Here is a 23106-nt window from a genome sequence, read left to right on the forward strand (position 1 = left end):
ACGCCACCCGTCATGACGTCCATGCTGCGAAGGAGACCTCGAAGTGACCAAGACCACCCTCGGGTGGGACGGCGACTGGGCGCGCGCCCTCGCCGACCTGCAGGACCCCGCGCTGGTTCCGGCGCGGGTGACCGCCGTGCACCGCGGTCGCGTGGCCGTGCGCGGCGACGACCTCGAAGCGCTGCTGCCGGTCCTGGGCGACCACGCCGTGCTCGTCGGCGACTGGGTCGGCGTGCGCGACGGCGCCGTCCGCGCGCTGCTGCCGCGACGCACCGTCCTGGCCCGCGACGGTGCCGGCCAGGTCGCCAACGCCGACCTCTCGGTCGTCGTCACGGCGGCCGGCCAGGACCTCAGCGCGCGGCGCGTCGAGCGCTTCGTGGCGCTGGCCCGGGCAGGCGGCGTGGAGCCGCTGGTCGTCCTCAGCAAGGGCGACCTCTCCCGTGACCCCCTCGGCGACGCCGCGACCCTGGCCTCCCGGCTGGGGTGCGAGGTCCTGGCGCTCAGCGCGCAGGACGGCTGGGGCGTGACCGCGCTGCGCGCCCGCTTCGTGCCCGGCCGCACCGCGGTGCTCTCGGGCTCCTCGGGCGTCGGGAAGTCCACGCTCGTCAACCTCCTCCTGGGCGACGAGCGCCAGCGGACCCTCGAGGTCCGCGAGGGCGACGAACGGGGCCGCCACGCGACGACCCACCGGGAGCTCTTCGTCCTCGACGACGGCGCGCTCCTGGTCGACACCCCGGGGGTGCGGCTGCCCGGCATGGCGTCGACCGACGGCCTCGACGAGGCCTTCGCCGACGTCCAGGCGCTCGCCGCCCGATGCCGCTTCGCCGACTGCGCCCATGAGGGCGAGCCGGGCTGCGCCGTCCAGGCCGCGATCGCCGCCGGCGACCTCGACCCCGACCGCCTGCGCTCGTTGCGCAAGCTCGAGCGCGAGGGCCTCACCGCGCAGGAGCGCCGCGAGCGCTCCCGCGCCTTCCACCGCCTGCACCGCAAGGACGTCCAGGCCCGCACCCGCCACCGCTGAGAAGCAGGGGACTGTCCCTTTCTTCGCACGGCCTCGCAGCCCTCGCGGCGTCGTCGCGGACGAAGCGCCTGCAAACGGGCGGGTTCGCCTCGCGTGAGAAGGAGGGGACTGTCCCCTTCTTCTCAGCGGGGTGGGGCGAGGAGGAGCTCGACGGGCTGGTCGGCGGAGGCGAGGATGGAGCAGCGGGTCGCGAAGTCCGTGACGTGCTCGCGCATCGCGGGCTCGTCGCCGAAGGTCGTCGGCAGGGCCGAGGCGTAGGCGGCGCCGGCGTCGAGCTTGGCGTCCAGGGCGTCGCCGATCGGCACGACGACGGGGCGGCGGGCGCCCGAGGTCAGGACCTCGTCGACCGCCTCGGGCTCGACGAGGGCACCCGGGAGGTCGACCCAGCGCAGCCGCCCCTCGAGGCCCAGGGCGTCGAGCGCGGTCGCGACCGCGTCGCCGTCGGGGCCGGCCCCGATGCCGAGCGGGCTGAGGACGAGGTCGGGCAGGAGCTGCTCGAAGGCCGCCTGCAGGACCGCCGTCGCCAGCTCCGCATCGCCCGCGCCGACGGGCAGCCCGGCGTGCACGGCGCCGGCGAGGTCGAGGGCCGCGACGGCGCGGCGGTCCTCCTCGCGGCGCGAGGCCAGGCCCTCGCCGGCGGTGCACACGCTGAGCACGACGACGTCGTGGCCCTGTGCGGCATGGCGGGCCAGGGCACCGCCGCAGGAGAAGACGGCATCGGCGAGGTGCGGGCTGACGGCGACGATCCGGCTCACGGGGGCCGCGCAGTCTGGCACCTGCCGGCCGCCGGCCCGCGCCCAGATCCACCTTTCGGCTGATGTGCGACAGCCGTCGCCGCGCCACGATGCCCGCGTGCGGTTCGCGTCCGTCGCCCTCGCCTGCGCCCTCGCCGTCCCGAGCGTCGCGCAGGCCGCCGCGCCTTCCCGCACCGGCGCCTCCGCCACCCCGGAGGCGCTGCGCGTGGCAGGGCTGCGCGTCACGTGGCCGGTCCAGGGCACCTCGGTCGAACGCGCCCCAGGGGCACGCGTGGTCGTCGAGGTCCGCCGGGAGCGCCGCACGGGCTCCCGGGCCACCGTGACGCTCGCCCGGGTCGACGGGCGCGGCCGCACCCTCGGGGTCCTGGCGCGCCGGACCTTGCGCGGCGGGCGCTTCGCGGCGAAGCTCGCCACGACGCCGGGCGCGCGGCACGAGCTGCGCCTCGACGTCGCCGGCAGGCGGCGCGCCACCGCGCGCCTGACCACCCGCGTCCAGCCGTCGCCCGGGACCACGGGCGGCGCCGTCCCGGTGTCCTCCACCACCGGGACGACGCCGCCGGTGGTCCTCGGGCCGTGCGTGCCGCCGGCGCCCGCCACCGACCCGTCCCTGCGTGCGGCCGGCGAGCTCGTCGTGACGACGACCACGGTCCTCGCCGGTGCCACCGCGACGTACGACCTCGTCAACACGGGCGCCCGCTGCCTGGTCTACGGCGCGGGCTACGACCTCGAGCGCCGCCGCGACGAGGGAGGCTGGGAGCGGGTCGGCCTCGAGCTCGCGTCCCCGGGGTGGGCGGGTCTGCTCGCGCCGGGTGAGCGCGCGGCGAAGGGCGCGCAGGTCCCGCCCGGCACCCCGCCCGGTCGCTACCGCGTGGTGGACCACCTCAACGCGGACGGCACGTCGATCCCGCTGCACGGCGAGTTCGACGTCGTCGCGCCGGCGGGCTAGCGCGCCACCGCGGCCAGCGCCCGCCCGAGGCGCTTGGCGCCCTCCGCGAGGTCGGCCGGCGCTGCCGCGGCATGGGTGACCCGCAGGTGCGGCCCCGGCGCCTCGGCCGCGAACCACAGGCGCCCCGGGGAGACCGTCACGCCTTCGGCCGCCGCGCGCGTCGCGAGCTCCTCGTCGTCCACGCCGTCGGGCAGCGCGAGCCACAGGTGCAGCCCGCCGGACGGGATCGCCACCGGCCGCGCGTCGGGGGCGTGCTCGGCGAGCGCGGCCACGAGGGTGTCGCGCCGCTCGCGCAGCGCGGGGCGCAGCGCGCGCAGGTGCCGGCGCCAGCCGGGGGAGGAGACGAGCTCGAGCGCCGCGAGCTGCAGGACGCCGCTGACGAAGAAGTCGTCCACCAGGCGCGCCGCCCGCAGCCGCGCGCCCGCCGTCCCCCGCGCCAGCGCGGCCGCGACGCGCAGCCCAGGCGCCGCGACCTTCGACAGCGAGCGGATGAGCACGACGTGGCCGTCGGGGTCGTCGGCCGCCAACGGCGGCGGCGCGTCGTGGTCGATGGCGAAGTCACGCGACCAGTCGTCCTCGACGAGGAACGCGCCCGCGGCTGCGACCGCCTCCATGACAGCCGCGCGACGCTCGGGCGCGAGCGTCGCGCCGTGCGGGTTGGCCCACAGCGGCTGGAGGTAGGCGATCCGGGCGCCGGTGCGGCGCAGCGCCTCCGCGAGGAGGTCGGGACGGACGCCGCCGGCGTCGGCGGGCACGGGCACGACGCGCAGGCCCGCGGCGCGCGCGGCGGCGACCGCGCCGTGGTAGGTCGGCGACTCGAGCAGGACGACGTCGCCAGGCGCGGCGAGCGCCCGGAACGCCGTGGAGAGCGCGGCCTGCGCGCCCGAGGTGACGACCACGTCGTGGGCGTGGAGGAAGCCGCCCGCCTCGCGGGCGAACCACGCGCGCAGCTCCTCCAGCCCGGAGAGCGGCGGGCGCTCCCACGCATCGGCGCGACGGGCCGCGCGCGCGAGCGCCTGGCCGGCGGGCCCGACGGGCTGCAGCGCCGGCTCGAGGTAGCCGTTGGTCAGCGTGACCGCGCCCGGCGGCGGCGTGCCGAGCAGCTGCTGCAGCGACGCGCCCGGGACGGGCGGGCGGTCGGCGAGCGCGACGTCCTGCCACGCGAGGTCGGGCGGGCGCACCGCGACGGAGGCGACCGGGGCCTGGGCGACGAACGTCCCGCGGCCGGGGCGCGGTTCGACGACGCCCTCCGCCGCCAGCGCGCTGATCGCGCGCTGGACGGTCACCGGCGAGGCGCGGTGGCGGGCCATGAGCTCGCGCACCGACGGGAGCTTCGTGCCGGGGGAGAGCGACGCGGCGGTCGCGCGGAGGTCGTCGATGACGCGGGTCCTTGTGTTATCCTCGGACATGAGCAGCACGGGTAACGCTACAGGAGCGGGCGCGATGACGGTGACGGGGTTGTGGCACGACGCCGCAGCCGTCCGCCGCGCCGGCCCTGGCCTCGCGCACACGCGCCGCCGCCGCCGGGGGCGGCGCTCGTCCTCGGGCCTCCTGCTCGGCGCCGCGGGCATCGCCGCCTTCTCGTTCTCGCTGCCCGCCACGCGCGTCGCCGTCCGGGACCTCGACCCGTGGCTGGTGTCCTTCGGCCGCGCCGCCGTCGCCGCGCTGCTGGCCGCCGTGGTCCTGCTCGCCGTCCGCGCGCCCCGCCCGACCGCCGCCCAGGTGCGCTCGCTGCTCGTCGTCGCCCTCGGCGTGGCGGTCGCGTTCCCGCTCGGCACCGCGCTGGCGATGCAGGACGCCGACGCCGCCCACGGCGCCGTCGTCATCGCCGTGCTCCCCGCCGCCACCGCGGTCATGGCGGTGCTGCGCGCGGGCGAGCGGCCGAGCGGGTGGTTCTGGGCGGCCTCGGGCGCCGGCGTCGCCGTGACCGTCGTCTTCGCCCTGTCGCGCTCCGGCGGTGGCGGGCTCGCCGTCGCCGACGTCCAGCTCATGGCCGGCACCCTGCTGTGCGCCCTGGGCTACGCCGAGGGCGCGGTGCTCGCGCGCGAGCTCGGCGGCGCGCGGACGATCTGCTGGGCGCTCGTGCTCGCGGCGCCCCTCACCCTCACCGTCAGCGCGGCGTCCCTCGTCACCGCCCCGCCGGCCGGCGCCGCGGCGACCGCCTGGCTCGGCCTCGCCTACGTCAGCGTCTTCTCGATGTTCCTGGGCTTCTTCGCCTGGTACGCCGGCCTGGCCCGTGGCGGCGTCGCGAAGGTCGGCCAGGTGCAACTCGCCCAGCCGCTGCTGACGCTCGGGTGGTCGGCCCTCGTCCTGGGCGAGCACGTCGGGCCCGAGGCGCTGCTCACCGCCCTCGCCGTGGTCGCGTGCGTCGTCGTCACCCAGCGCGCCCGTGTCGCCGCGCCGACACGCGCTCAGCAGGCGCCCGCCGCCGGGTAGGGTCGCCGCCGATGGCCGTCAACGAAGCCGCCGTCGGCAAGCGCTACCCCGCCACGACCTACGCCGTGGGGCGCGAGAAGATCCGCGAGTACGCGCACGCGACGTTCGAGCAGGACCCGCTGCACCTCGACCTCGAGGCGGCGCGGCGCGCCGGCTACCGCGACCTCGTGGCGCCGCCCATGTTCTGCGTGGTCTACAGCGCGCCCGCGCTCGCGCCGGCGATCCTCGACCCGGAGGTGGGCATCGACTTCGCGCGCATGGTCCACGGCGCGCAGGAGTTCCGGTGGGGCCCGCTCGTCGTCGCCGGCGACGAGGTCTCGACCGAGGTCACCGTCAAGGCGGTCGAGGAGCGCGACGGCAAGGGCTTCTTCGTCTTCGAGTCCGTGAGCACCAACCAGGACGGCCACACCGTGTGCGTCGGGACCTGGACCAACATCGTGCGAGGTTCCTGACCATGGCCGAGCTGCAGCCCGGCGCCGAGCTCCCCGAGCTGGCCGTCACGCCCGACCGGCACCTGACGATCCGCTACGCCGGCGCGTCGGGCGACTTCAACCCCATCCACGTCGACGAGGAGTTCGCCAAGCAGGTCGGCCTGCCCGGCAAGATCCTCCACGGCCTGTGGTCCATGGCCCAGGTCGCGCGCGCACAGACGCAGGCCGGCGGCGGCCCCCACACGCTGCGGCGGCTGTCGGTGCAGTTCCGCGGCATGGGCCTGCCCGAGCGCGAGGTCAAGGTCACGGGCACGGTGCGCGAGGTCCGCGACGGCCTGGCGGTGGTCGACACGGTGGCCGAGCAGGACGGCACGCAGATCATCCGCAACGCCGAAGCGGAGATCCAGATCTAGGCCCTCGTACAATCGGGGGCCGTGCAGCTGAGCCCCCGCCAGGAGCTCATCCTCCGCAAGGTCGTCGAGGCGCACACCGCCACGGGCCAGCCCGTGGGCTCCAAGACGCTGGCCGCCGACCCCGACCTCGAGTGCGGGCCGTCGACGATCCGCAACGAGCTGGCCATGCTCGAGGAGCACGGGCTGCTCGCCCACCCGCACACGTCGGCGGGGCGCATCCCCACCGACGCCGGCCACCGCTACTACGTCGACCGCCTGCTCCCGGTGCCGGCGCGCCGCGACGGCCAGGGCCTGCGCCTCGAGCTCATGCGCCGCGAGGTCGACGAGGCGATGCGCGTGACGTCCGAGACCCTCAGCCAGGTCACGAACCTCCTGGCGATCGTCACGGCGCCGCCGATCGACACCGCGACGGTCCGCCACGTCGAGGTCCTGCTGCTCCAGCCGCAGGTCGTGATGGTGGTCGTCATCACCTCGACCGGCGGCGTCTCCAAGCGGGTCTTCACCTTCGACCGCTCCGTCGACCCCGGGCTGGCCCACTGGGCGGGGGCGTTCCTCGACGAGCGCCTCACCGGGATGGACCTCGGCGCGCGGATGCTCTCCAGCCGCCTGGCCGACCCGAGCCTCGGGCCGTCCGAGCGCGCGTTCCTCGAGCAGCTCGCGCCCGCGTTCCTCGACCTCGCCGACACGGCCGAGGACACGCTGTACGTCGACGGCGCCCACCGCCTGCTGGCCGAGCACCGCGTCCAGGACCTGTCGCAGATCAACGCGCTCATGGCGATGCTCGAGCGTCGCGTCGCGCTGCTCGGCGTCCTGCGCGTCGTCCTGGGCGAGCGCGACGTCCTGGTGCGCATCGGCTCCGAGAACGAGGTCGACGCACTGCGTCCGCTCTCGCTCGTCGCGGCGCCCTACGGCCTGCCCCAGCGCAAGCTCGGCGCCGTCTCCGTCATCGGCCCGGTCCGCATGGACTACGGCGCCGCCATCCGCTCGGTGCGCGAGGCCGCGTCCGAGCTCAGCCGCTTCATCGAGGACGTCTACGGCACGTGAGCGCCACCGCCCCCCGCGACCCCTACGAGGTGCTCGGCGTCGCCCGCGACGCCGACACCGCCGCGATCAAGAAGGCCTTCCGCAAGCTCGCGCGCGAGCTGCACCCGGACGTCAACAAGCACGACCCGGACGCCGAGGAGCGCTTCAAGGAGGCCGCGGAGGCCTACGAGATCCTCAGCGACGCGGAGCGCCGCGCGACGTTCGACCGCTACGGCCACGAAGGACTGCGCGGCGCCGGTGCCGCCCCCAACTTCGACGGCTTCGGCTCGATCTCGGACCTCTTCGACGCGTTCTTCGGCGGCGGGGGCGGCGGTGGCTTCGGCGGCCGGCGCTCGGGCCCGGCGCAGGGCGAGGACGTCGCGCTGCGCACCGCGATCTCGCTCGAGACGGCGTTCCGGGGCGGCAGCGTCGACGTCGAGTTCGAGGCGATCGACCTGTGCGAGCACTGCCACGGCAACGGCGCGGAGCCGGGGACCCCGATCGAGACCTGCGAGCGCTGCGGCGGCGCCGGCCGGCTGCAGGCCGTGACCCGCTCGCCGTTCGGCCAGGTCGTGCGGACCGTCGCCTGCGACGTCTGCGACGGCGACGGGCGGGTGGCCAAGCAGCCGTGCGCGGAGTGCGAGGGCCGCGGCCGCGTCGTCGGCCGCCGGCGCCTGCAGGTCGACGTCCCCGCCGGCATCGCCGACGGCCAGCGCATCCGCCTGGCCGGCCGCGGCCACGCGGGTGACCGCGGCGGCCCGCCCGGCGACCTCTACGTCCTCGTGCAGGTCGAGGCCGACGAGCGCTTCCTGCGCGACGGCGACGACCTCGTGACCGTCCTCAGCGTCCCGGCGCCGCGCGCCGCCCTGGGCACCACGCGCGCCGTCGAGACCTTCGACGGCCCGAAGGACGTCGAGGTCCCGGCGGGCACCCAGCCGGGCACGACGATCACGCTCAAGGGCGAGGGCATGCCGCAACTGCGCCGCCCGGGCCGCCGCGGCGACCTGCAGGTCGTCGTCGACGTCGTCATCCCGCGCTCGCTCACCAAGCACCAGCGCGGGCTGCTCGAGGAGCTCGCCGAGGACCTCGACGAGCACCAGCTCAAGGCCGACGGCTCGGTCGTCGGCAAGCTGCGCCGCCTCTTCTCCGGCCACGGCCAGCGGTGATCCGCCTCGCGGTCCGGGTCCGGCGCGAGCACGCGGAGCTCGTGCTGGCCGAGCTGCTCGAGCTCGCCCCGAGCGGGGTGGAGGAGGCCGAGCTCGAGGGCGGCGTCGTCGAGTACGCGGTCTACGGGCCACCCGGCGAGGTGCCCGACCTGCCCGACCTGCAGGTCGCCGCCGGCGACGCGCTCGTCGAGGTCGAGACGACCGAGGTCGCCGACGACTGGGCCGACCGCTGGCGCCAGTTCCACAAGCCGGTCGTCGTGGGCGGGCGCCTGCACGTGCGCCCGCCGTGGTGCACGCCGCGCGAGGACCTGCTCGAGGTCGTCGTCGACCCCGGGCAGGCGTTCGGCACCGGCGCCCACGGCACGACGCGCCTGTGCCTCGAGCTGCTGTGCGAGCTGGCCGCCGAGGGCGCGGGCGGGCCGGCGTCGGACCTCGGCTGCGGCTCGGGCGTCCTGGCCATCGCCGCGGCGAAGCTGGGCCTGGGGCCGGTCCTCGGCGTCGACCACGAGCGCGAGTCGGTCACCGCCACCGCCGAGAACGCGCAGGCCAACGGCGTGGACGACCTCGTGCGCGCCGAGCGCTTCGACCTCCTGCGGGGCGGCCCGGCGCCGGGCGCGCCGCTCGTGCTCGCCAACCTCCTGCGCCCGCTGCTGCTCGCCGTCGCCCGGGCGGGGTTCCAGGACGCCCAGCCCCGCGTCCTCGTCGCCTCGGGCCTGCTCGTGCACGAGGCCGACGAGGTCGCCGGCGCCTTCGCGCAGCGCCACGGGCTGCACGAGCGACGGCGCCTGGACGACGGTGAGTGGGCAGCGCTCCTGCTGGCCCGGCCGGCGGGCTAGGGTCGCCCTACGCGATGGCGGACGCCGGGACCTTCACCTTCGTCACCCGGCCGTCCGGGGAGCTCATGGTCGACCTGCCGTCGTGGCGCGCGGTCACCGGGCAGTCGCGCGACGAGATCCGGGACTTCGGCTGGCAGGAGGCGCTGCACCCGGAGGACCGCGAGCGCGTCGCCGAGGAGTGGGCGACCGCCGTGCACGACGTCTCCCTGTTCGTCACGACCTACCGCATCAGCGAGGTCGGCGGGGGCTGGCGGCGCCTGCGCGTCGTCGGGCTGCCGGTCCGCGGGCGCGAGGGCGAGGTCGAGCGCTTCGAGGGGGTCGCGCAGGACGTCACCGAGTCCGAGCTCGACTCCGCGCTGCTGCAGGCGGTCATCCACGAGGCCCCGGTCGGCCTCGCGCTCACCTGGGGCCCCGACCACGTCTTCCGCCTGCACAACGAGGCCTACCGCGACCTGCTGCCGCCCGACCGGGAGGTCGTCGGCCTGCCGGTGCGCGAGGCGCTGGTCGAGATCGCGGAGATCACCGGCGCCTTCGACGAGGTCCAGCGCACCGGCCAGACGCTGCGCTTCGACGACTTCTCCGTGCCGTGGTCGACCGGGCCCGAGCGCTTCTACCGCTTCAGCCTCGCCCCGGTCGACGGGCCCGACGGCATCGGCGGCGTGCTCATCTCGGGCGTCGAGACGACCGACGAGGTCGTGCGCCGGCGCTCGCTGGAGCGCGAGCTGGCCGAGGAGCGCGCCGTGGCCGAGACGCTGCAGCGCGGCCTGCTGCCCAGCGCGCCGCAGCTGCCGGGCCTGCGCGCCGACGTGCGCTACCTGCCCGGCGGCCCCGAGGTCCAGATCGGCGGCGACTGGTACGACGCGTTCCGGCTGCCGTGCGGGCGCACGGCGCTCGTCGTCGGCGACATCGCCGGCCGCGGCGCCCACGCGGCGCGGCTCATGAGCCAGGTGCGCGCGGCCGTCCGCGCCTACGCGATCGACGGCCACGGCCCGACCGGCGTGCTCGACCGCGTCGAGCGCTTCTTCGCCGGTCAGGACCTCGCCGAGATGGCGACGCTCTTCTACGCGGAGCTCGAGGAGGACCTGCGCGGGATGCGCTCGGTGTGCGCCGGCCACCCGCCGCCCGTGCTCGCGGTCGCCGGCGCACCGTCGACGCTCGTGCGCGGCGCCGTGGGGCCGCCGGTCGGCGCCGGTGCGCCGGTCGGCTCGGCGCTCGAGACGGCGCTCCCGCCCGAGGCGCTGCTGCTGCTCTACACCGACGGCCTGGTCGAGGACCGCGGCCGGCCGCTGGACGTCGGCCTCCAGCGGCTGCTGGACGTCACGGCGGGCGCGGTGGCCGACGGGCCCGCGGCGGTCTGCGACGCGGCGCTGGCCGACCTGCTCGCGGCGCCCGGCCGGCACGACGACGTCGCGCTGCTGGCCGTGCAGGCCGACGCCGGGCCGTGAGCCCCGCGGCGCCGCGCGCCGGCCGGTACGACGCCGTCGTCCTGGGCGGCGGGCACAACGGCCTGGCGGCCGCGGCGTACCTGTCCCGCGCGGGGCGGTCGGTCCTCCTGCTCGAGCGCGACGACGAGCTCGGCGGCGCGACGCGGTCGATCGCGCCGTTCCCGGGCGTCGACGTGCGGCTGAGCCGCTACGCGTACCTCGTCTCGCTGCTGCCGCGCCAGGTCGTCGACGAGCTCGGCCTCGACGTCCGCCTCGCACCTCGCGCGGTGTCGTCCTGCACGCCGGACCCCGCGGGCGGCCCGCCGCTCGTGCTCGGCCCCGACCGCGGTCCGGACCGCGAGCACGACGGCTTCGCGCGCTGGGACGCGCTCGTCGCCGGGCTCCAGCGGCTGGCGCCCACGCTCCTGCACCCGCTGCCCAGCCGCGAGGACGCGCGCCGGATCGTGGGCGAGGCGGCGTGGGAGGCGCTCGTCGAGCGCCCGCTGGGCGAGGCGCTCGAGGCGCACTTCGGCGACGACCTCGTCCGCGGCCTCGTCCTCACCGACGGCCTGATCGGGACGGCGGCGGGGGCGCACGACCCGTCGCGGCTGCAGAACCGCTGCTTCCTGCTGCACGTCGTGGCGGGCCCGTGGGACGTCCCGGTCGGCGGGATGGGCGCCGTGAGCGCCGCGCTGGCCGGCGCCGCGCTGGGTGGCGGGGCCGAGCTGCGCCGGGGCTGCGAGGTGACCGCGGTGGGCGAGGGCGGCGAGGTGCGCTTCACCGAGGCGGGTGGCGCCGAGCACGTGGTCCAGGCCCGCCACGTCCTCGCCGCGCTGGCGCCCGCGGTCCTCGACCGCCTGCGCGGGCGTCCCGCGGTGGAGCCCGCGCCGCGGGGCAGCCAGCTCAAGGTCAACCTCGTCGTCGACCGGCTGCCGGCGCTGCGCGACGGCACGCCGCCCGAGGTGGCCTTCGCCGGGACGTTCCACGCCGGCGAGGGCTACGCGCGCCTGCAGGCCGCCCACGAGCAGTGGACCGCCGGCGTCCTGCCCGACCCCCTGCCGTGCGAGCTGTACTGCCACACGCTGACCGACCCGTCGATCCTCGGACCGGCCGAGCGCGCGCGGGGCCGCCACACCCTCACGCTCTTCGGGCTGCACTGCCCGGTCGACGCCGACCGCGACGCCGCCGTGGCCGCCGCGCTGCGGGCCGTCGACGCCCACCTCGCCCAGCCGCTGATGGACGTCGTGGCGCGCGACGCCGGCGGACGTCCCTGCCTCGAGGCGAGCACCCCACGCGACCTCGAACGGGCCGTCGCCCTGCCCGGCGGGCACATCTTCCACCGCGACCTGGACTGGCCCTGGGCGTGCGACGAGGCCGAGGTAGGGTCCTGGGGCGTGGAGACCGACGACCCGCGCATCCTGCTCGCCGGCGCGGGCGCGCGCCGGGGCGGGGGCGTCAGCGCGATCCCCGGGCGCAGCGCGGCGATCGCGGTCCTGGAGAACGGGTAGGGGAGGCGCAATGGCCTGGCACATCGTCATCGCCGGAGGTGGCTTCGGCGGCTTCTACGCCGCCCGCACGCTCGAGCGCCGGCTGCCGCACCAGGCGGCGCGGATCACGCTCGTCAACGACGTGAACTTCATGCTCTACACGCCGCTGCTGCCGGGCGCGGCGGCGGGGACGCTCGAGCCCCGCCACGTCGTGGTCCCGCTGCGCGAGGAGCTGCACCGCACCGACCTGCGCCTGGGCACGGTGGTCGGCGGGACGCCGGAGCGCAACTGCCTGCAGGTCAAGACGCTCGAGGGCCACACGGAGGACCTGCACTACGACCACCTCGTCGTCGCGCTGGGCTCGGTCTCGCGCACGCTGCCCATCCCCGGCCTGGCCGAGCACGGCATCGGCCTCAAGGCGCTGCCCGAGGCGATCGAGCTGCGCAACCGGCTGCTGCGCTCGTTCGAGGCGGCCGAGACGCTCGACGACCCCGCCGAGCGCGAGAAGTGGCTGACCTACGTCTTCGTCGGCGCCGGCTACGCGGGCGTCGAGGGGCTCGCCGAGCTCCAGGACTTCGCGGCCGACGTCATCGACCTCTACCCGCGCTGCCGGACGCAGGGGATGCGGTGGATCCTCGTCGAGGCGCGCGACCAGCTCATGCCGGAGGTCGGGCCGGAGCTCGGCGAGTTCGCCCACCGCGAGCTGCGCGGGCGCGGCATCGAGATCCGCCTGGGCACGACGCTCGACGCGATCACCGCCGACAGCGCGACGCTCAGCGGCGGCGAGACCGTGCCGACGCGCACGGTCGTCTGGACCGCGGGCGTCAAGCCCCATCCCGTCGTGCAGGAGCTGGGCCTCCCGCTCACCCACGGCGGCCGGATCGCGACGCGCAAGACCCTGCAGGTCGAGGGCCACGACCACATCTGGGCGATCGGCGACGCCGCCGCGGTGCCCGACCCCGCCAAGAAGGACGGCGCCCCGTCGCCGCCCACCGCCCAGCACGCGATCCGCCAGGGCCGCCTCGTCGGCAAGAACGTCGCGGCGGCGATCGGCAAGGGCAAGGTCAAGCCCTTCACGTACAAGACCAAGGGCGTCTTCGTCGACATGGGCCAGCGCGAGGCCGTGGCCCAGACGCTGGGCATCAAGTGGCGCGGCAAGCCGGCGTGGTTCCTGGCCCGCACCTACCACCTGGTGATGATGCCGGGCACCAAGCGCCGCTGGCGCCTGCTGACCGACTGGAACGTCCAGCTGCTCTTCGGCCGCGACGCGTCGGAGCTCGGCGGCCTCGGCCATCCGCCGGCCCTCGTCGAGCCCACGGCGGGCGGCACGCCCTCGGACGGCAGCGCGAGCCACGAGCAGGCGTCCAACGGCGCCGACCCGGTGCGCTCGCCGTCCCCCTAGGGAGGTCCGTCCGCCGCCCTACAATGGACGCAGTGATCGCTGATCGCGTGAAGTCCGACCTCACCACCGCCATGAAGGCGGGGGAGAAGGACCGCGTCGGCGCGCTGCGCCTGGTGCTCTCCGAGCTGCAGAAGGCGGCCAAGGAGGGTGGCGACGACGAGGTGACGGTCCTGCGCCGCGAGCGCAAGCGCCGCCTCGAGGCGGCCACCGCCTTCCGCGACGGCGGCCGCGAGGAGCTCGCCGACCAGGAGGAGCGCGAGGCCGCGGTCATCCAGGGCTACCTGCCCGCCGAGCTCTCCGACGACGACCTGCGCGCGATCGTGCAGCAGGCCGTCACCGAGACCGGTGCTGCCTCGCCCAAGGACATGGGCGGCGTGATGAAGCTCGCCATGGACCGCGCGCAGGGTCGCGCGGACGGCAAGCGCGTCTCCGCCATCGCCAGGGAGCTCCTGGCCGGGTGAGGCGCCAGCTCGAGGTCTCCAACGAGGCAGCCGCCGCGCTGAGCGCCGGCAACGACGCCGTCCTGCGAGAGCTCGAGCGCCACGTGGCCTGCGAGCTGTACCTGCGCGGCAACCTCGTCACGCTCGACGGCGAGCCCGAGGCGGTCCAGGCCGCCTCGACGGTCGTCCGCGAGCTCAGCGAGCTCATCGACACCGGCCACGACGTGACGGAGGGCACCATCCAGGCAGTCACCAACGCGCTCGACCAGCACGAGTCCCCGGCGGCGGTCCTCGAGGACGTCGTCTGGAAGCACCGCTCGACGAAGGTCGCGCCCAAGTCGGTCAACCAGAAGCGCTACGTCGACTCGATCCGGCGCAACACCGTGACCTTCGGCATCGGGCCGGCGGGCACCGGCAAGACGTTCCTCGCCGTGGCGATGGCCGCGCAGGCGCTCGCGCGCCGCGAGGTCAACCGCATCATCCTCACCCGCCCCGCGGTCGAGGCCGGCGAGCGCCTGGGCTTCCTGCCCGGCGACCTCATGGCGAAGGTCGATCCGTACCTGCGCCCGCTGTTCGACGCGCTCAACGACATGCTCGACCCCGAGAAGGTCGCCGGCTACCTCGAGAAGGGCGTCATCGAGGTCGCGCCGCTGGCCTTCATGCGCGGCCGCACGCTGAACGACTCCTTCATCATCCTCGACGAGGCGCAGAACACGACGCCCGAGCAGATGAAGATGTTCCTGACGCGCCTGGGCTTCGGCTCGAAGATGGTCATCACGGGCGACGTCACCCAGATCGACCTGCCGCGCAACGAGCGGTCCGGGCTGCTCGTCGTCGGGGACATCCTCGAGGACGTCGACGGCGTCGAGTTCACGCGCTTCGGCGGCGCGGACGTCGTGCGCCACCGGCTCGTCCAGCGGATCGTCGAGGCCTACGACGAGCACGCCCAGCAGGCGGCGCCGGAGCTGCGGCCGGCCGACCGGAAGCGGGCCTGAGGCCCGTGTCCCTCGAGGTCGAGGTCCTCGGGGCGCCGCCGCTCGAGCCGCCCGAGGCGGAGGTCGAGCGGCTGGCGGCGCTGGCGCTGGCGTCCGCCGGCATCGAGGACGGCCACCTCGCGGTGGAGTTCGTCGACGCCGGCCGGATCGCCGAGCTCAACGCGGCCCACCGCGGCAAGGAGGGCCCCACCGACGTCCTGAGCTTCCCGATCGACGAGCTCGACGAGCCGCTCGGGCCGCGGGAGCTCGGCGATGTCGTGATCTGCCCGGAGCACACGGAGGACCTGCGCGAGGCGGTCGTCCACGGCGTGCTGCACCTGACGGGCATGGACCACGAGACCGACGACGGCGAGATGCTCGCCCTCCAGGCCGAGCTGCTGCGCTGGTGAGCGACGCGCTCGGACCCGCCGCCCCCGCCGCGACGACCCGCGCGGGCTTCGTCGCGCTCGCCGGCCGTCCCAACGTCGGGAAGTCGACGCTCGTCAACGCGATCGTCGGCGCGAAGGTGGCGATCGTCTCGGACAAGCCCCAGACGACGCGCCGGGCGATCCGCGGGGTCGCCATGCGCGACCACGCGCAGCTCGTCCTCACCGACCTCCCGGGCGTGCAGAAGCCGCTCGACGCCCTGACCGCGCGCATGCAGCGCCGCGTGGAGCAGGAGCTCAGCGAGACCGACGTCGCGCTGTTCGTCGTCAACGCCGAGCAGGGCGTCGGGCCGGGCGACCGCTGGATCGCCGACCTGCTGCGCCGCGCGCCCTGCCCCGTCGTCTGCGCGGTCAACAAGCTCGACCGGATCGACAAGGGCCGCACGGTGGTGGCGCTGCAGGACGCCGCGGAGCTCGACCTGCCGGGCGACGTCTTCCCGGTCTCGGCGCGCAAGGGCACCGGCGTCGAGGCGCTGGTCGAGCACCTCGTCTCCCTGCTGCCGCAGGGGCCGTTCCTCTTCCCGCCCGAGGAGCGCTCGGACCTCCCGCAGCACGTGCATCTCGCCGAGCTCGTCCGCGAGCAGGTGCTGCGGCGCACCTTCCAGGAGGTCCCGCATGCGGTGGAGGTCGTCATCGACGAGGTCGACGACCTGCGCGACGACCTCGCGGTCGTCCGCGCCCGGGCGTGGGTGGAGACCGAGTCCCAGAAGGGGATCCTGATCGGCTCCGGCGGCAAGATGATCAAGACGATCGGCACCGCCGCCCGGCGGGAGCTCGAGCGCGAGCTCGGCCGCAAGGTGCACCTCGAGCTGTCCGTCCGCGTGCGGCGCGGGTGGCGCGCCGACGACGCGCTGCTGGACCGGCTCGGCATCGACTGACCGCCGTCCAGTACGAACGTCCAGGCTCCGTCAACGACGGAGCCCGCGCGCCGACGATGGTGAGTGGCGAGAGCGACCCAAGGACGGGTCGGACCTGCAGCCAAGCCGGTGCCTTCGGAGGGATCGCACCGGTGGACGCGACAGGGACGCCAAGGAACCGCAAGCCGTTCCTCGCCGAACAACCACATACCTCCATCCGGAGGGGACATCCACACGGCTTGCGGGCGCGATCACGGCGGTGATCGCGCCCGTTGCCATGCCGTGCGCGTGGAAGGTGCCTGGCACCTTTCACCTGCGACGTGCTGCGGCTGCGCGGGCCCGGAGGTCCGCGGCGCGGGCACGGACGCGGTTGGCGAAACCAGGGGTGGAGGGGTTGTAGGCGCGCAGCGCCGCGTCCCAGTCGCGCGGGGCGCCGGACGCGCGCAGGAACGCCGCCATGGCGTGCACCGCGTCGGCGGGGTCGTAGGGGTCCAGGCGACCGTCGCCGCCCGCGTCGACCGCGAAGCGCTCCCACGTCGCGTCGACGAACTGCGCCGGGCCGCGGGCGCCGCCGCCGGAGGTCGTGCCGGCGCGCACGCCGGGCAGCAGTGAGCGCCCGTGCGCGGACTCCAGCTCGCCGACCGCCGCGAGCATCGCCCAGTCCAGGCCGTGGCGCCTGGCGGCGAGGCGGTACTGGCGCAGGAGGTCGCCCGGCACGCCGGCGAGCGGCTGGTCCCTGGCCGCGCGGCGCGGCGTGGCGGCCCGCGCGGGCTCGACCTCCGCGGGCCCGTCGTCGCCGCCACCTCCGGCGAGGACGATCGTCGCCAGCGCGGCCAGGACGGCCGCGGCCGCTGCGCCGGCGACGCCGCGCGAGGTCGTCCCGCCGCCCTCGCGGCCCGCCGCCGCGCGGGCCGCCTCCAGCCGTCGCCGCGCCCGGTCACGCTGGAGGGCGAGCTCGTCGGCGCGCGCGACCGCCGCCGCGCGTTCGCGGAGCGCGGTGGTCAGGGCGTGGCGGAGCTCCGCGAGCTGGGAGCGCAGGTCGGCCTGCTCGCCCTTGGCGGCGTGGAGCTCGGCCGCCAGGCGCCGCGCATGGCCGTCGGCGACCACGGCGGGCGGCCGTCGCGCGGGCGCGGCGGGCACCGGGGGTGCGGGAGCGCGTGCGGTCGGCGGCGGCCGGCGCAGGGCTCCGACGGTGGGCGTGGGCAGCGCGACGGCGCGGCCGGCGACGCCGAGGACGTAGGCGGGGGAGGCGTCGGCCCACGCGGCCGGGACGCCGAAGGCCAGGACGTGCGCGCCGGCGCCGTCGGGCTCGGGGGCGCCGCCGAAGCGGCCGCAGCCAGGCGCGACCAGCGCCGCCGGCCACGAGCAGCGTGACGCCGGCGACCGGGTCGACCTCCGGGGGCAGCACCGCCCGCACGCGCAGGAGGTCGCGCTCGCCGCCCGGGCGCAGCCGTTCGAAGCCCAGGACGTCGAAGGACGCCTGGTCGGCCCCACGGTCGGGTGGCTCGGTCGTCGGCTCGTCGTGCACGCGCCGCTCCCCCTGGCGCGAAGAAGGCCCTGCACCTGCCGTACGCGCGCGACCGTAGCCGAGCGCCAGGACGGACCGCTAGGCCAGGCGCGCGGAGAGCAGCTCGACGTCGGCCGGGCCGAGCGCCGCGCCGAAGCGCTGGGGCAGCGCATGGACCTGGGCGCGGGCGCCGCGCAGCAGCCGCTCGAGCTGGCGGCGCTGCACGAGCTCGCGCTCGGTCGCCGCCCGCACCGCGTGGGCGGCGTGGCGCTCGAGGCCGCTGGCGGCGCCGACGTCCTCCGCGTCGAAGCGCCGCTCCAGCAGGCCGTTGCAGACGATCGCGTCGGGGCCGCGGCCGACGGCGTCGACCAGGTGCTCCTCGAGCTCGAGGGTCTCGCCGACGGCGAGCTCGGTGGGGATGGTCACGGCGACGTAGCGCGTGCGGTCCGGGTCGCGCAGCGCCTCGTCGACCTCGCGGGCTTGCGCGGCCACGGGCCCGACGCGCGCGATCCCGGCGATCGTCTTCGGGGTGCGCAGCAGGCCGATGCCGTGGCCCGAGGCCGGCGCGTCGAGCACGACGCAGTCGTAGGGGTCCTGACGGCGGTCCCAGCGTGGGTCGCGTCCGAGCTCGAAGGCCTTCGTGATGGTCACGACCTCGGCGGCGCCCGGCGCGGCGGCGACGAACGCGCTGATCGTGCCACTGCGGGTGACGAGCTCTGCCGCCTGGCGCGGGACGTGGCGGGCGAAGAAGTCGGTCAGCGCCCGCGTCGGGTCGATCGACAGCGTCGCCAGCCCCGGCGCCGCCTCGAGCTCGCGACCGCGCCGGGCCGGCGGCCCGTCGTGGCCGAGCAGGGCGGGCAGGCGGTGCTGCCCGCCGACCTCGCAGGCGATCGTCCGTGCCCCGGCCCGGTGCGCGGCGAGGGCGAGCGCCGCGGCGACCGTCGTCTTGCCCACGCCGCCCTTGCCGGTCACGACGACGAGCCGGGCGCGGAGGACCTCCGTCAGATCCATGCAGGCGGGGTACGGTCGTCAACGAAGGTGCGATGCACGGAGCACAGCATGTCGCGGTCCTACGCCCGGTGCGCGCGCATGCAGCTGCGCCACGACCCGACCTTCGCGCTCGCGACCGCCCTGCTGCCCCGTCGCGTGCGCCCGGGGGTCCACGCGCTGTACGGGTTCTTCCGCGGCGCCGACGAGCTCGTCGACGGGCCGCACAAGCCGCCGACGCCCGCCGCGCGGCGCGCCGCCCTCGACGCGTGGGGGCGCGAGCTCGAGGACGGCGTGCGCCGCGGCCGCAGCGACCACCCCGTCCTCGGCGCGCTCGTCGACGCCGGCCGCCGCCACGCCATCCCGCTCGAGCTGGCACCGCGCTACCTCGACTCCATGCGGGTCGACTGCGAGGCGCCCGTCCGCCTGCGCGACCGCGCCGCGCTCGACGACTACATGGAGGGCAGCGCCGCCACCGTCGGCCGGCTGGTCGCGCCCCTCCTCGGCGTGCCCGGGGAGCGCCGGGAGGCCGTCGCCCGCCTCGGCCTCGCCTTCCAGCTCACGAACTTCCTGCGCGACGCCGGCGAGGACCTCGCCCTGGACCGCGTCTACCTCCCGGGGATCGACGCCGGCGCGCTCGCCGCCGGTCGCAGCACGCCCGCCCCGCTCGACGAGGTCGCCCGCGCCCGCGAGCTCTTCGGCGCTGCCGACGAGGTCTGCGCCTCCGTCACCCCGCGCGTGCGCCCGGCGATCCGGACGGCGACGGCGATGTACCGCCGGACGCTGCGGCGCGTGGAGGTGCGGGGGTTGTCGCCGGCGTAGGGCGGAACCGCTCGGGCCTCCGCGGCGCTGGCGCGTTGTCGCTCGCGGCGACCGTGACCCTGAAGTTGACCGCCACAGAGGCGGTCAACTTCAGGCTCGCGGGCGGGCCCGGGACGGGCCGCCCCGCGCGCCTCGCGACCACCGCGACCGCCAGATCCTGCCGCTCCTCGGTGCCGATCGGCGAGCGCTCCGAGCCCCGCGCCGGCGCGGGCGGCGTTCCGCTCGGGCGGTTCGGGAGGGTGCGCCGCCCCGGCCGGTCGGCACCGAGGAGCGGGAAGCCGCCGCGTGGGCGTCCTCCGTGGGCGGCGGCGGGGGCCCGGCGACCGTGAGTGGGGAGTTGCGCTCGCCATGCGAGCGGAAGTCCCCATTCACCGACGCGCTGGCGCGTTGCCGCTCGCGACGACCGTGACCGCCAGGTCCTTGCCCTCCTCAGTGCCGATCGGCGAGCGCCTCGGGCCCCGCGCCCGTCCGGGGGGAGCTCCCCCGCGCCGGCGGCCGCAGCGCCAGCACCACTGCGCCGAGCAACGACCCGGCCGCGTCGGCCAGCAGGTCCCGGTTCGTGTCGGCCAGCCCCTCCTGGAGCCGCGAACCGGTCACGGAGTCCGCCGTCCACTCCAGCAGCTCCCACAGGGCGCCGGTCGCGGCCCCCAACGCGACGCACAGGAGGACCGTCGCCCAGCGGCCGGGCGGCTCGCCGGGCCAGGGCAGCGCGCCCGCGCGGGCGAGCAGGACGTAGGCCAGGGGCGCGAGCACGGCGGGGACGAGGGCGTGGATCGCGCTGTCGATCCAGCTCAGGCGGTCGTAGAGGCCGAGGAGCTCGACGGCGGTGGGCAGCAGGACGACGCCGACGAAGGCGAGGTCCAGGCCCCGCGGCGGGCGCAGGGCGCCGACGGCCACGAGCGCGACCGCGAGGGCGCCGAGCGTCACCGCGCCGCCCCAGTCGCCGCGCACGACCCACGCGACGCACGCCAGGAGCGGCACGAGCCGCGCCGCGCCCAGCGGGCCGCGCAGCCCCGCGCGGACGTCGTCGATCCCGGGCACCGGCGGCGGAACCTACCCACCGGACGCCTCGTAGACTGCCCGGTCCGATGGAGATCGCGTACGACGAGCGCGGCCTGGTCCCCGTCGTCGTGCAGGACTGGACGACGGGCGAGGTGCTGACCCTGGCCTACGCCAACGCCGAGGCGGTGGCGAGGACCCGCGAGACCGGCGAGCTGCACCTCTGGTCGCGCTCGCGCGACGAGCTCTGGCACAAGGGCGCGACCTCTGGCAACACCCAGGCCGTCCGGGCCCTGCGCCTGGACTGCGACGGCGACGCGCTGCTCGCGCTCGTCGAGCCCGCCGGTCCCGCCTGCCACACCGGCGCGCGCACGTGCTTCTTCACCGGCGACCTCGAGCCGCAGGCGCCCCACGAGGTCCTGCCCAGCCTCGAGCGCACGCTGGGCGACCGCCAGCGCGACCGCCCGGCCGGCTCGTACACCGTCCAGCTCCTCGACGACCCGGCGCTCATCGGCGAGAAGGTGCAGGAGGAGGCCGAGGAGGTCGCCCGCGCCGCGCGCGAGGAGACCGACGACCGCGTCGACAACGAGGCCGCCGACGTCCTGTACCACCTGCTCGTGCTGCTGCGCAGCCGCGGGCGGTCCCTGCGCGCCGCCGCCGAGGTGCTCCGTGAGCGCCGCCGCTGAGACCCAGGCGCTGGCCGTCGAGCCCAGCCTCGACGAGGTCCGTGAGCTCGCGCGCGACCACGACCTGGTCCCGCTGCGCCACACGTTCATCGACGACTGCGAGACGCCGGTCAGCGCGTTCCTCAAGCTGCGCGGCAAGAAGCCGGAGACCCCGGCGTTCCTGCTCGAGTCCGCCGAGCAGGGCCAGCGCGTCGGGCGCTACAGCTTCATCGGGATCCGCCCCCGCTCGGTCCTGCGCTGGTCGCTGGGCGACGAGGGCGACCCGTACGCCCTGGCCGAGCGGGCCGCCGCGCTGCGCCAGGCGCCGTTCGCCGACGCGCCGCCCTTCACCGGCGGCGCCGTGGGGTTCTTCGGCTACGACCTCGTCCGCACGGTCGAGACGACGCTCGGCCCGCCCAACGAGGACGTCCTCGGCCTGCCCGACATGGCGCTGATGCTCAGCGACGTGCTCGTGGTCTTCGACCACCTCAAGCACACGGTCACGATCCTCGTGAACGTCAGCGCCGACGACGTCGACGGCTCGTACGCCGACGCGGTCGCGACGATCGAGAAGGCCCGCGCGCTGCTCGCCGGCCCCGTGCCGCAGGTCGCCGAGCGTCGCGGCCCGCGCGCCGTCCCGACCTTCGAGTCCAACATGCCGCGCGAGCGCTTCGAGGGCATGGTCGAGCGCATCGTCGAGTACGTCCACGCGGGCGACGCCTTCCAGGTCGTCCCGTCCCAGCGCTGGAGCGCGGGCCTCGAGGGCATCGACCCGTTCAGCGTCTACCGCGGGCTGCGGGTCGTGAACCCGTCGCCCTACATGTACTTCCTGGACTTCCTGGACTTCCAGGTCGCCGGCGCCTCACCCGAGCCGCTGCTCACCGTCAGCGGCCGGCGCGCCTCGACCCGTCCCATCGCCGGGACGCGGCCCATCGACGCGGACCCCGCCGAGCTGCTGGCCGACGAGAAGGAGCGCGCCGAGCACGTGATGCTCGTCGACCTCGCCCGCAACGACCTCGGCCGGGTGTGCGACTTCGGCAGCGTCGAGGTCGACAGCTACATGGCGATCGAGCGCTACTCGCACGTCATGCACATCGTCTCGTCGGTCTCGGGCCGCCTGCGCGAGGGCATCGGCGCGACCGCCGCGCTGCGCTCGATCCTCCCCGCGGGGACCCTGAGCGGCGCGCCGAAGGTCCGGGCCATGGAGATCATCGACGAGCTCGAGCCGGTCAAGCGCGGCGGCTATGGCGGCGCGATCGGCTACCTGAGCTACACCGGCGACCTCGACACCTGCATCCACATCCGCACCGTCGTGATCAAGGACGGCACCGCCCACATCCAGGCGGGCGGCGGGACGGTGGCCGACGCCAAGCCGGCCTACGAGTTCGAGGAGTCCGCGAACAAGGCCCGCGCGGTGAAGGGCGCGATCGAGCTCGCGGCCAAGCAGCCCGACTGGCCGTAGGAGCAAGCGCCGTGACCAAGGTCCTCGTCATCGACAACTACGACTCGTTCACCTACAACCTCGTCCAGTACCTGGGCGAGCTGGGGGCCGAGCTCGAGGTCGTGCGCAACGACGTCGAGACCGTCGACGAGCTCCTCGCGCGCGACCCCGACCGCGTCGTCGTCTCGCCCGGGCCGTGCACCCCCGACGAGGCGGGCGTCTCCAAGGAGGCGATGCGCCGCTTCCCCGAGGCGGGCATCCCGACGCTCGGCGTGTGCCTGGGCCACCAGTCCCTCGCGCAGGAGTTCGGCGGCACCGTCATCCGCCACGAGCCGGTGCACGGCAAGACGACGACGCTCGAGCACGACGGCCGCGGCGTCTTCGCCGGCCTGCGCGGCTCCCTCACCGTCGGGCGCTACCACTCGCTCGTGGTCCGCGAGGAGGACCTGCCGGAGGTCTTCGAGGTCACCTCGCGCGGCGGCGGCGTCGTCATGGGCATCCGCCACAAGGAGCTGCCCGTCGAGGGCGTGCAGTTCCACCCGGAGTCGGTCCTGACCGAGCGCGGCAAGGACATGCTCGCCAACTTCCTGCGCGGCGAGGACTGACCGGGCTTCACGAGCGCCCGCCC

Annotated in this window: 24 protein-coding genes; 19 read left to right on the top strand and 5 right to left on the bottom strand. The window is 76.1% G+C overall.

The window, feature by feature from the left end:
• Positions 1-43 precede the first annotated feature (43 nt).
• Positions 44-1021 (top strand): ribosome small subunit-dependent GTPase A, encoded by a 978-nt coding sequence (rsgA, locus tag JUB12_RS00960; RefSeq protein ID WP_205697750.1) that lies wholly within the window; start codon positions 44-46, stop codon positions 1019-1021.
• A gap of 122 nt (positions 1022-1143) precedes the next feature.
• Here the strand turns inward: rsgA and JUB12_RS00965 are convergent, their stop codons facing one another.
• Positions 1144-1776, bottom strand: coding sequence for a PIG-L deacetylase family protein (locus JUB12_RS00965; protein WP_205697751.1), 633 nt, complete (start codon positions 1774-1776; stop codon positions 1144-1146).
• A 97-nt stretch (positions 1777-1873) separates the two neighbouring features.
• Here JUB12_RS00965 and JUB12_RS00970 point away from each other — a divergent pair, with 97 nt between their 5' ends.
• On the top strand, positions 1874-2722 hold the full coding sequence (locus tag JUB12_RS00970; protein WP_205697752.1) for a hypothetical protein: 849 nt from the start codon (positions 1874-1876) through the stop codon (positions 2720-2722).
• On the opposite strand, the gene JUB12_RS00975 is transcribed toward JUB12_RS00970, so the two are convergent.
• Positions 2719-4131, bottom strand: coding sequence for a PLP-dependent aminotransferase family protein (locus tag JUB12_RS00975; protein WP_205697753.1), 1413 nt, complete (start codon positions 4129-4131; stop codon positions 2719-2721). The two genes, JUB12_RS00970 and JUB12_RS00975, sit on opposite strands and share 4 nt — an antisense overlap.
• Before the next feature lie 34 nt (positions 4132-4165).
• Here JUB12_RS00975 and JUB12_RS00980 point away from each other — a divergent pair, with 34 nt between their 5' ends.
• The 13 genes from JUB12_RS00980 to era are packed head-to-tail and all read left to right on the top strand — an operon-like array spanning position 4166 to position 16078.
• A complete protein-coding gene (locus tag JUB12_RS00980; RefSeq protein ID WP_205697754.1) occupies positions 4166-5158 on the top strand; it encodes a DMT family transporter in 993 nt (330 codons plus the stop codon).
• Between the two features lie 11 nt (positions 5159-5169).
• Complete coding sequence (locus JUB12_RS00985) at positions 5170-5610, top strand: MaoC family dehydratase N-terminal domain-containing protein (protein WP_205697755.1); 441 nt, start codon at positions 5170-5172, stop codon at positions 5608-5610.
• Positions 5611-5612: 2 nt separating this feature from the next.
• Positions 5613-6002 carry a MaoC/PaaZ C-terminal domain-containing protein gene (locus tag JUB12_RS00990; RefSeq protein ID WP_205697756.1) on the top strand — a complete coding sequence of 130 codons (390 nt, stop codon included), beginning with the start codon at positions 5613-5615 and terminating at the stop codon, positions 6000-6002.
• Between the two features lie 21 nt (positions 6003-6023).
• Positions 6024-7046 (top strand): heat-inducible transcriptional repressor HrcA, encoded by a 1023-nt coding sequence (gene hrcA / locus JUB12_RS00995; protein WP_241004375.1) that lies wholly within the window; start codon positions 6024-6026, stop codon positions 7044-7046.
• Positions 7043-8191 carry a molecular chaperone DnaJ gene (gene dnaJ / locus JUB12_RS01000; protein WP_205697757.1) on the top strand — a complete coding sequence of 383 codons (1149 nt, stop codon included), beginning with the start codon at positions 7043-7045 and terminating at the stop codon, positions 8189-8191. Before hrcA ends, dnaJ begins: the two co-directional genes overlap by 4 nt.
• On the top strand, positions 8188-9027 hold the full coding sequence (locus JUB12_RS01005; RefSeq protein WP_205697758.1) for a 50S ribosomal protein L11 methyltransferase: 840 nt from the start codon (positions 8188-8190) through the stop codon (positions 9025-9027). Before dnaJ ends, JUB12_RS01005 begins: the two co-directional genes overlap by 4 nt.
• 14 nt (positions 9028-9041) lie before the next feature.
• Positions 9042-10472 (top strand): SpoIIE family protein phosphatase, encoded by a 1431-nt coding sequence (locus tag JUB12_RS01010; protein ID WP_205697759.1) that lies wholly within the window; start codon positions 9042-9044, stop codon positions 10470-10472.
• The gene (locus JUB12_RS01015; RefSeq protein WP_205697760.1) at positions 10469-11959 is read left to right on the top strand and encodes an NAD(P)/FAD-dependent oxidoreductase; all 1491 of its coding nucleotides are present in this window, start codon (positions 10469-10471) and stop codon (positions 11957-11959) included. The genes JUB12_RS01010 and JUB12_RS01015 overlap by 4 nt, the downstream gene beginning before the upstream one ends.
• Positions 11960-11969: 10 nt before the next feature.
• Positions 11970-13340 carry an NAD(P)/FAD-dependent oxidoreductase gene (locus tag JUB12_RS01020; RefSeq protein WP_205697761.1) on the top strand — a complete coding sequence of 457 codons (1371 nt, stop codon included), beginning with the start codon at positions 11970-11972 and terminating at the stop codon, positions 13338-13340.
• Between the two features lie 32 nt (positions 13341-13372).
• The gene (locus JUB12_RS01025; RefSeq protein WP_241004376.1) at positions 13373-13801 is read left to right on the top strand and encodes a GatB/YqeY domain-containing protein; all 429 of its coding nucleotides are present in this window, start codon (positions 13373-13375) and stop codon (positions 13799-13801) included.
• On the top strand, positions 13798-14775 hold the full coding sequence (locus tag JUB12_RS01030; protein ID WP_205697763.1) for a PhoH family protein: 978 nt from the start codon (positions 13798-13800) through the stop codon (positions 14773-14775). The genes JUB12_RS01025 and JUB12_RS01030 overlap by 4 nt, the downstream gene beginning before the upstream one ends.
• A gap of 5 nt (positions 14776-14780) precedes the next feature.
• Positions 14781-15164: an rRNA maturation RNase YbeY gene (gene ybeY / locus JUB12_RS01035; protein ID WP_205697764.1), complete on the top strand. Its 384-nt coding sequence runs from the start codon at positions 14781-14783 to the stop codon at positions 15162-15164.
• A complete protein-coding gene (gene era, locus JUB12_RS01040; RefSeq protein WP_205697765.1) occupies positions 15161-16078 on the top strand; it encodes a GTPase Era in 918 nt (305 codons plus the stop codon). Before ybeY ends, era begins: the two co-directional genes overlap by 4 nt.
• A 288-nt stretch (positions 16079-16366) precedes the next feature.
• Here era and JUB12_RS01045 read toward each other — a convergent pair whose 3' ends face one another.
• Together JUB12_RS01045 and JUB12_RS01050 are read right to left on the bottom strand one after the other, a co-directional pair.
• A complete protein-coding gene (locus tag JUB12_RS01045; RefSeq protein ID WP_205697766.1) occupies positions 16367-17197 on the bottom strand; it encodes a lytic transglycosylase domain-containing protein in 831 nt (276 codons plus the stop codon).
• Positions 17198-17663: 466 nt separating this feature from the next.
• A complete protein-coding gene (locus tag JUB12_RS01050) occupies positions 17664-18575 on the bottom strand; it encodes an ArsA-related P-loop ATPase (protein WP_205697767.1) in 912 nt (303 codons plus the stop codon).
• 78 nt (positions 18576-18653) lie between these two features.
• On the opposite strand from JUB12_RS01050, the gene JUB12_RS01055 reads away from it, so the two are divergent.
• Positions 18654-19373 carry a squalene/phytoene synthase family protein gene (locus tag JUB12_RS01055; RefSeq protein ID WP_205697768.1) on the top strand — a complete coding sequence of 240 codons (720 nt, stop codon included), beginning with the start codon at positions 18654-18656 and terminating at the stop codon, positions 19371-19373.
• Positions 19374-19802: 429 nt separating this feature from the next.
• Here JUB12_RS01055 and JUB12_RS01060 read toward each other — a convergent pair whose 3' ends face one another.
• Positions 19803-20414, bottom strand: coding sequence for a hypothetical protein (locus JUB12_RS01060; RefSeq protein WP_205697769.1), 612 nt, complete (start codon positions 20412-20414; stop codon positions 19803-19805).
• Positions 20415-20461: 47 nt separating this feature from the next.
• Between JUB12_RS01060 and hisIE the strand changes: the two genes are divergently transcribed.
• From hisIE to JUB12_RS01075, 3 genes are read left to right on the top strand one after another with little or no spacing between them, the layout of a single operon-like run.
• On the top strand, positions 20462-21058 hold the full coding sequence (gene hisIE / locus JUB12_RS01065; RefSeq protein WP_205697770.1) for a bifunctional phosphoribosyl-AMP cyclohydrolase/phosphoribosyl-ATP diphosphatase HisIE: 597 nt from the start codon (positions 20462-20464) through the stop codon (positions 21056-21058).
• Positions 21042-22499, top strand: a complete 1458-nt coding sequence (locus JUB12_RS01070; RefSeq protein WP_205697771.1) for an anthranilate synthase component I family protein — start codon at positions 21042-21044, stop codon at positions 22497-22499. Before hisIE ends, JUB12_RS01070 begins: the two co-directional genes overlap by 17 nt.
• Before the next feature lie 11 nt (positions 22500-22510).
• Positions 22511-23083 carry an aminodeoxychorismate/anthranilate synthase component II gene (locus JUB12_RS01075; RefSeq protein ID WP_205697772.1) on the top strand — a complete coding sequence of 191 codons (573 nt, stop codon included), beginning with the start codon at positions 22511-22513 and terminating at the stop codon, positions 23081-23083.
• Positions 23084-23106: the final 23 nt, after the last annotated feature.

The organism is Conexibacter sp. SYSU D00693, from assembly GCF_017084525.1.
Classification (GTDB): domain Bacteria; phylum Actinomycetota; class Thermoleophilia; order Solirubrobacterales; family Solirubrobacteraceae; genus Baekduia.

Bases quoted from the DNA above. Each gene is read 5' to 3' on its own strand.
- JUB12_RS01010 (WP_205697759.1), top strand. From the start codon at position 9,042: ATGGCGGACGCCGGGACCTTCACCTTCGTCACCCGGCCGTCCGGGGAG.
- JUB12_RS00975 (WP_205697753.1), bottom strand. From the start codon at position 4,131: ATGTCCGAGGATAACACAAGGACCCGCGTCATCGACGACCTCCGCGCG.
- hisIE (WP_205697770.1), top strand. From the start codon at position 20,462: ATGGAGATCGCGTACGACGAGCGCGGCCTGGTCCCCGTCGTCGTGCAG.
- JUB12_RS00980 (WP_205697754.1), top strand. From the start codon at position 4,166: ATGACGGTGACGGGGTTGTGGCACGACGCCGCAGCCGTCCGCCGCGCC.
- JUB12_RS00990 (WP_205697756.1), top strand. From the start codon at position 5,613: ATGGCCGAGCTGCAGCCCGGCGCCGAGCTCCCCGAGCTGGCCGTCACG.
- JUB12_RS01020 (WP_205697761.1), top strand. From the start codon at position 11,970: ATGGCCTGGCACATCGTCATCGCCGGAGGTGGCTTCGGCGGCTTCTAC.
- JUB12_RS00985 (WP_205697755.1), top strand. From the start codon at position 5,170: ATGGCCGTCAACGAAGCCGCCGTCGGCAAGCGCTACCCCGCCACGACC.
- JUB12_RS01055 (WP_205697768.1), top strand. From the start codon at position 18,654: ATGCAGCTGCGCCACGACCCGACCTTCGCGCTCGCGACCGCCCTGCTG.
- JUB12_RS01050 (WP_205697767.1), bottom strand. From the start codon at position 18,575: ATGGATCTGACGGAGGTCCTCCGCGCCCGGCTCGTCGTCGTGACCGGC.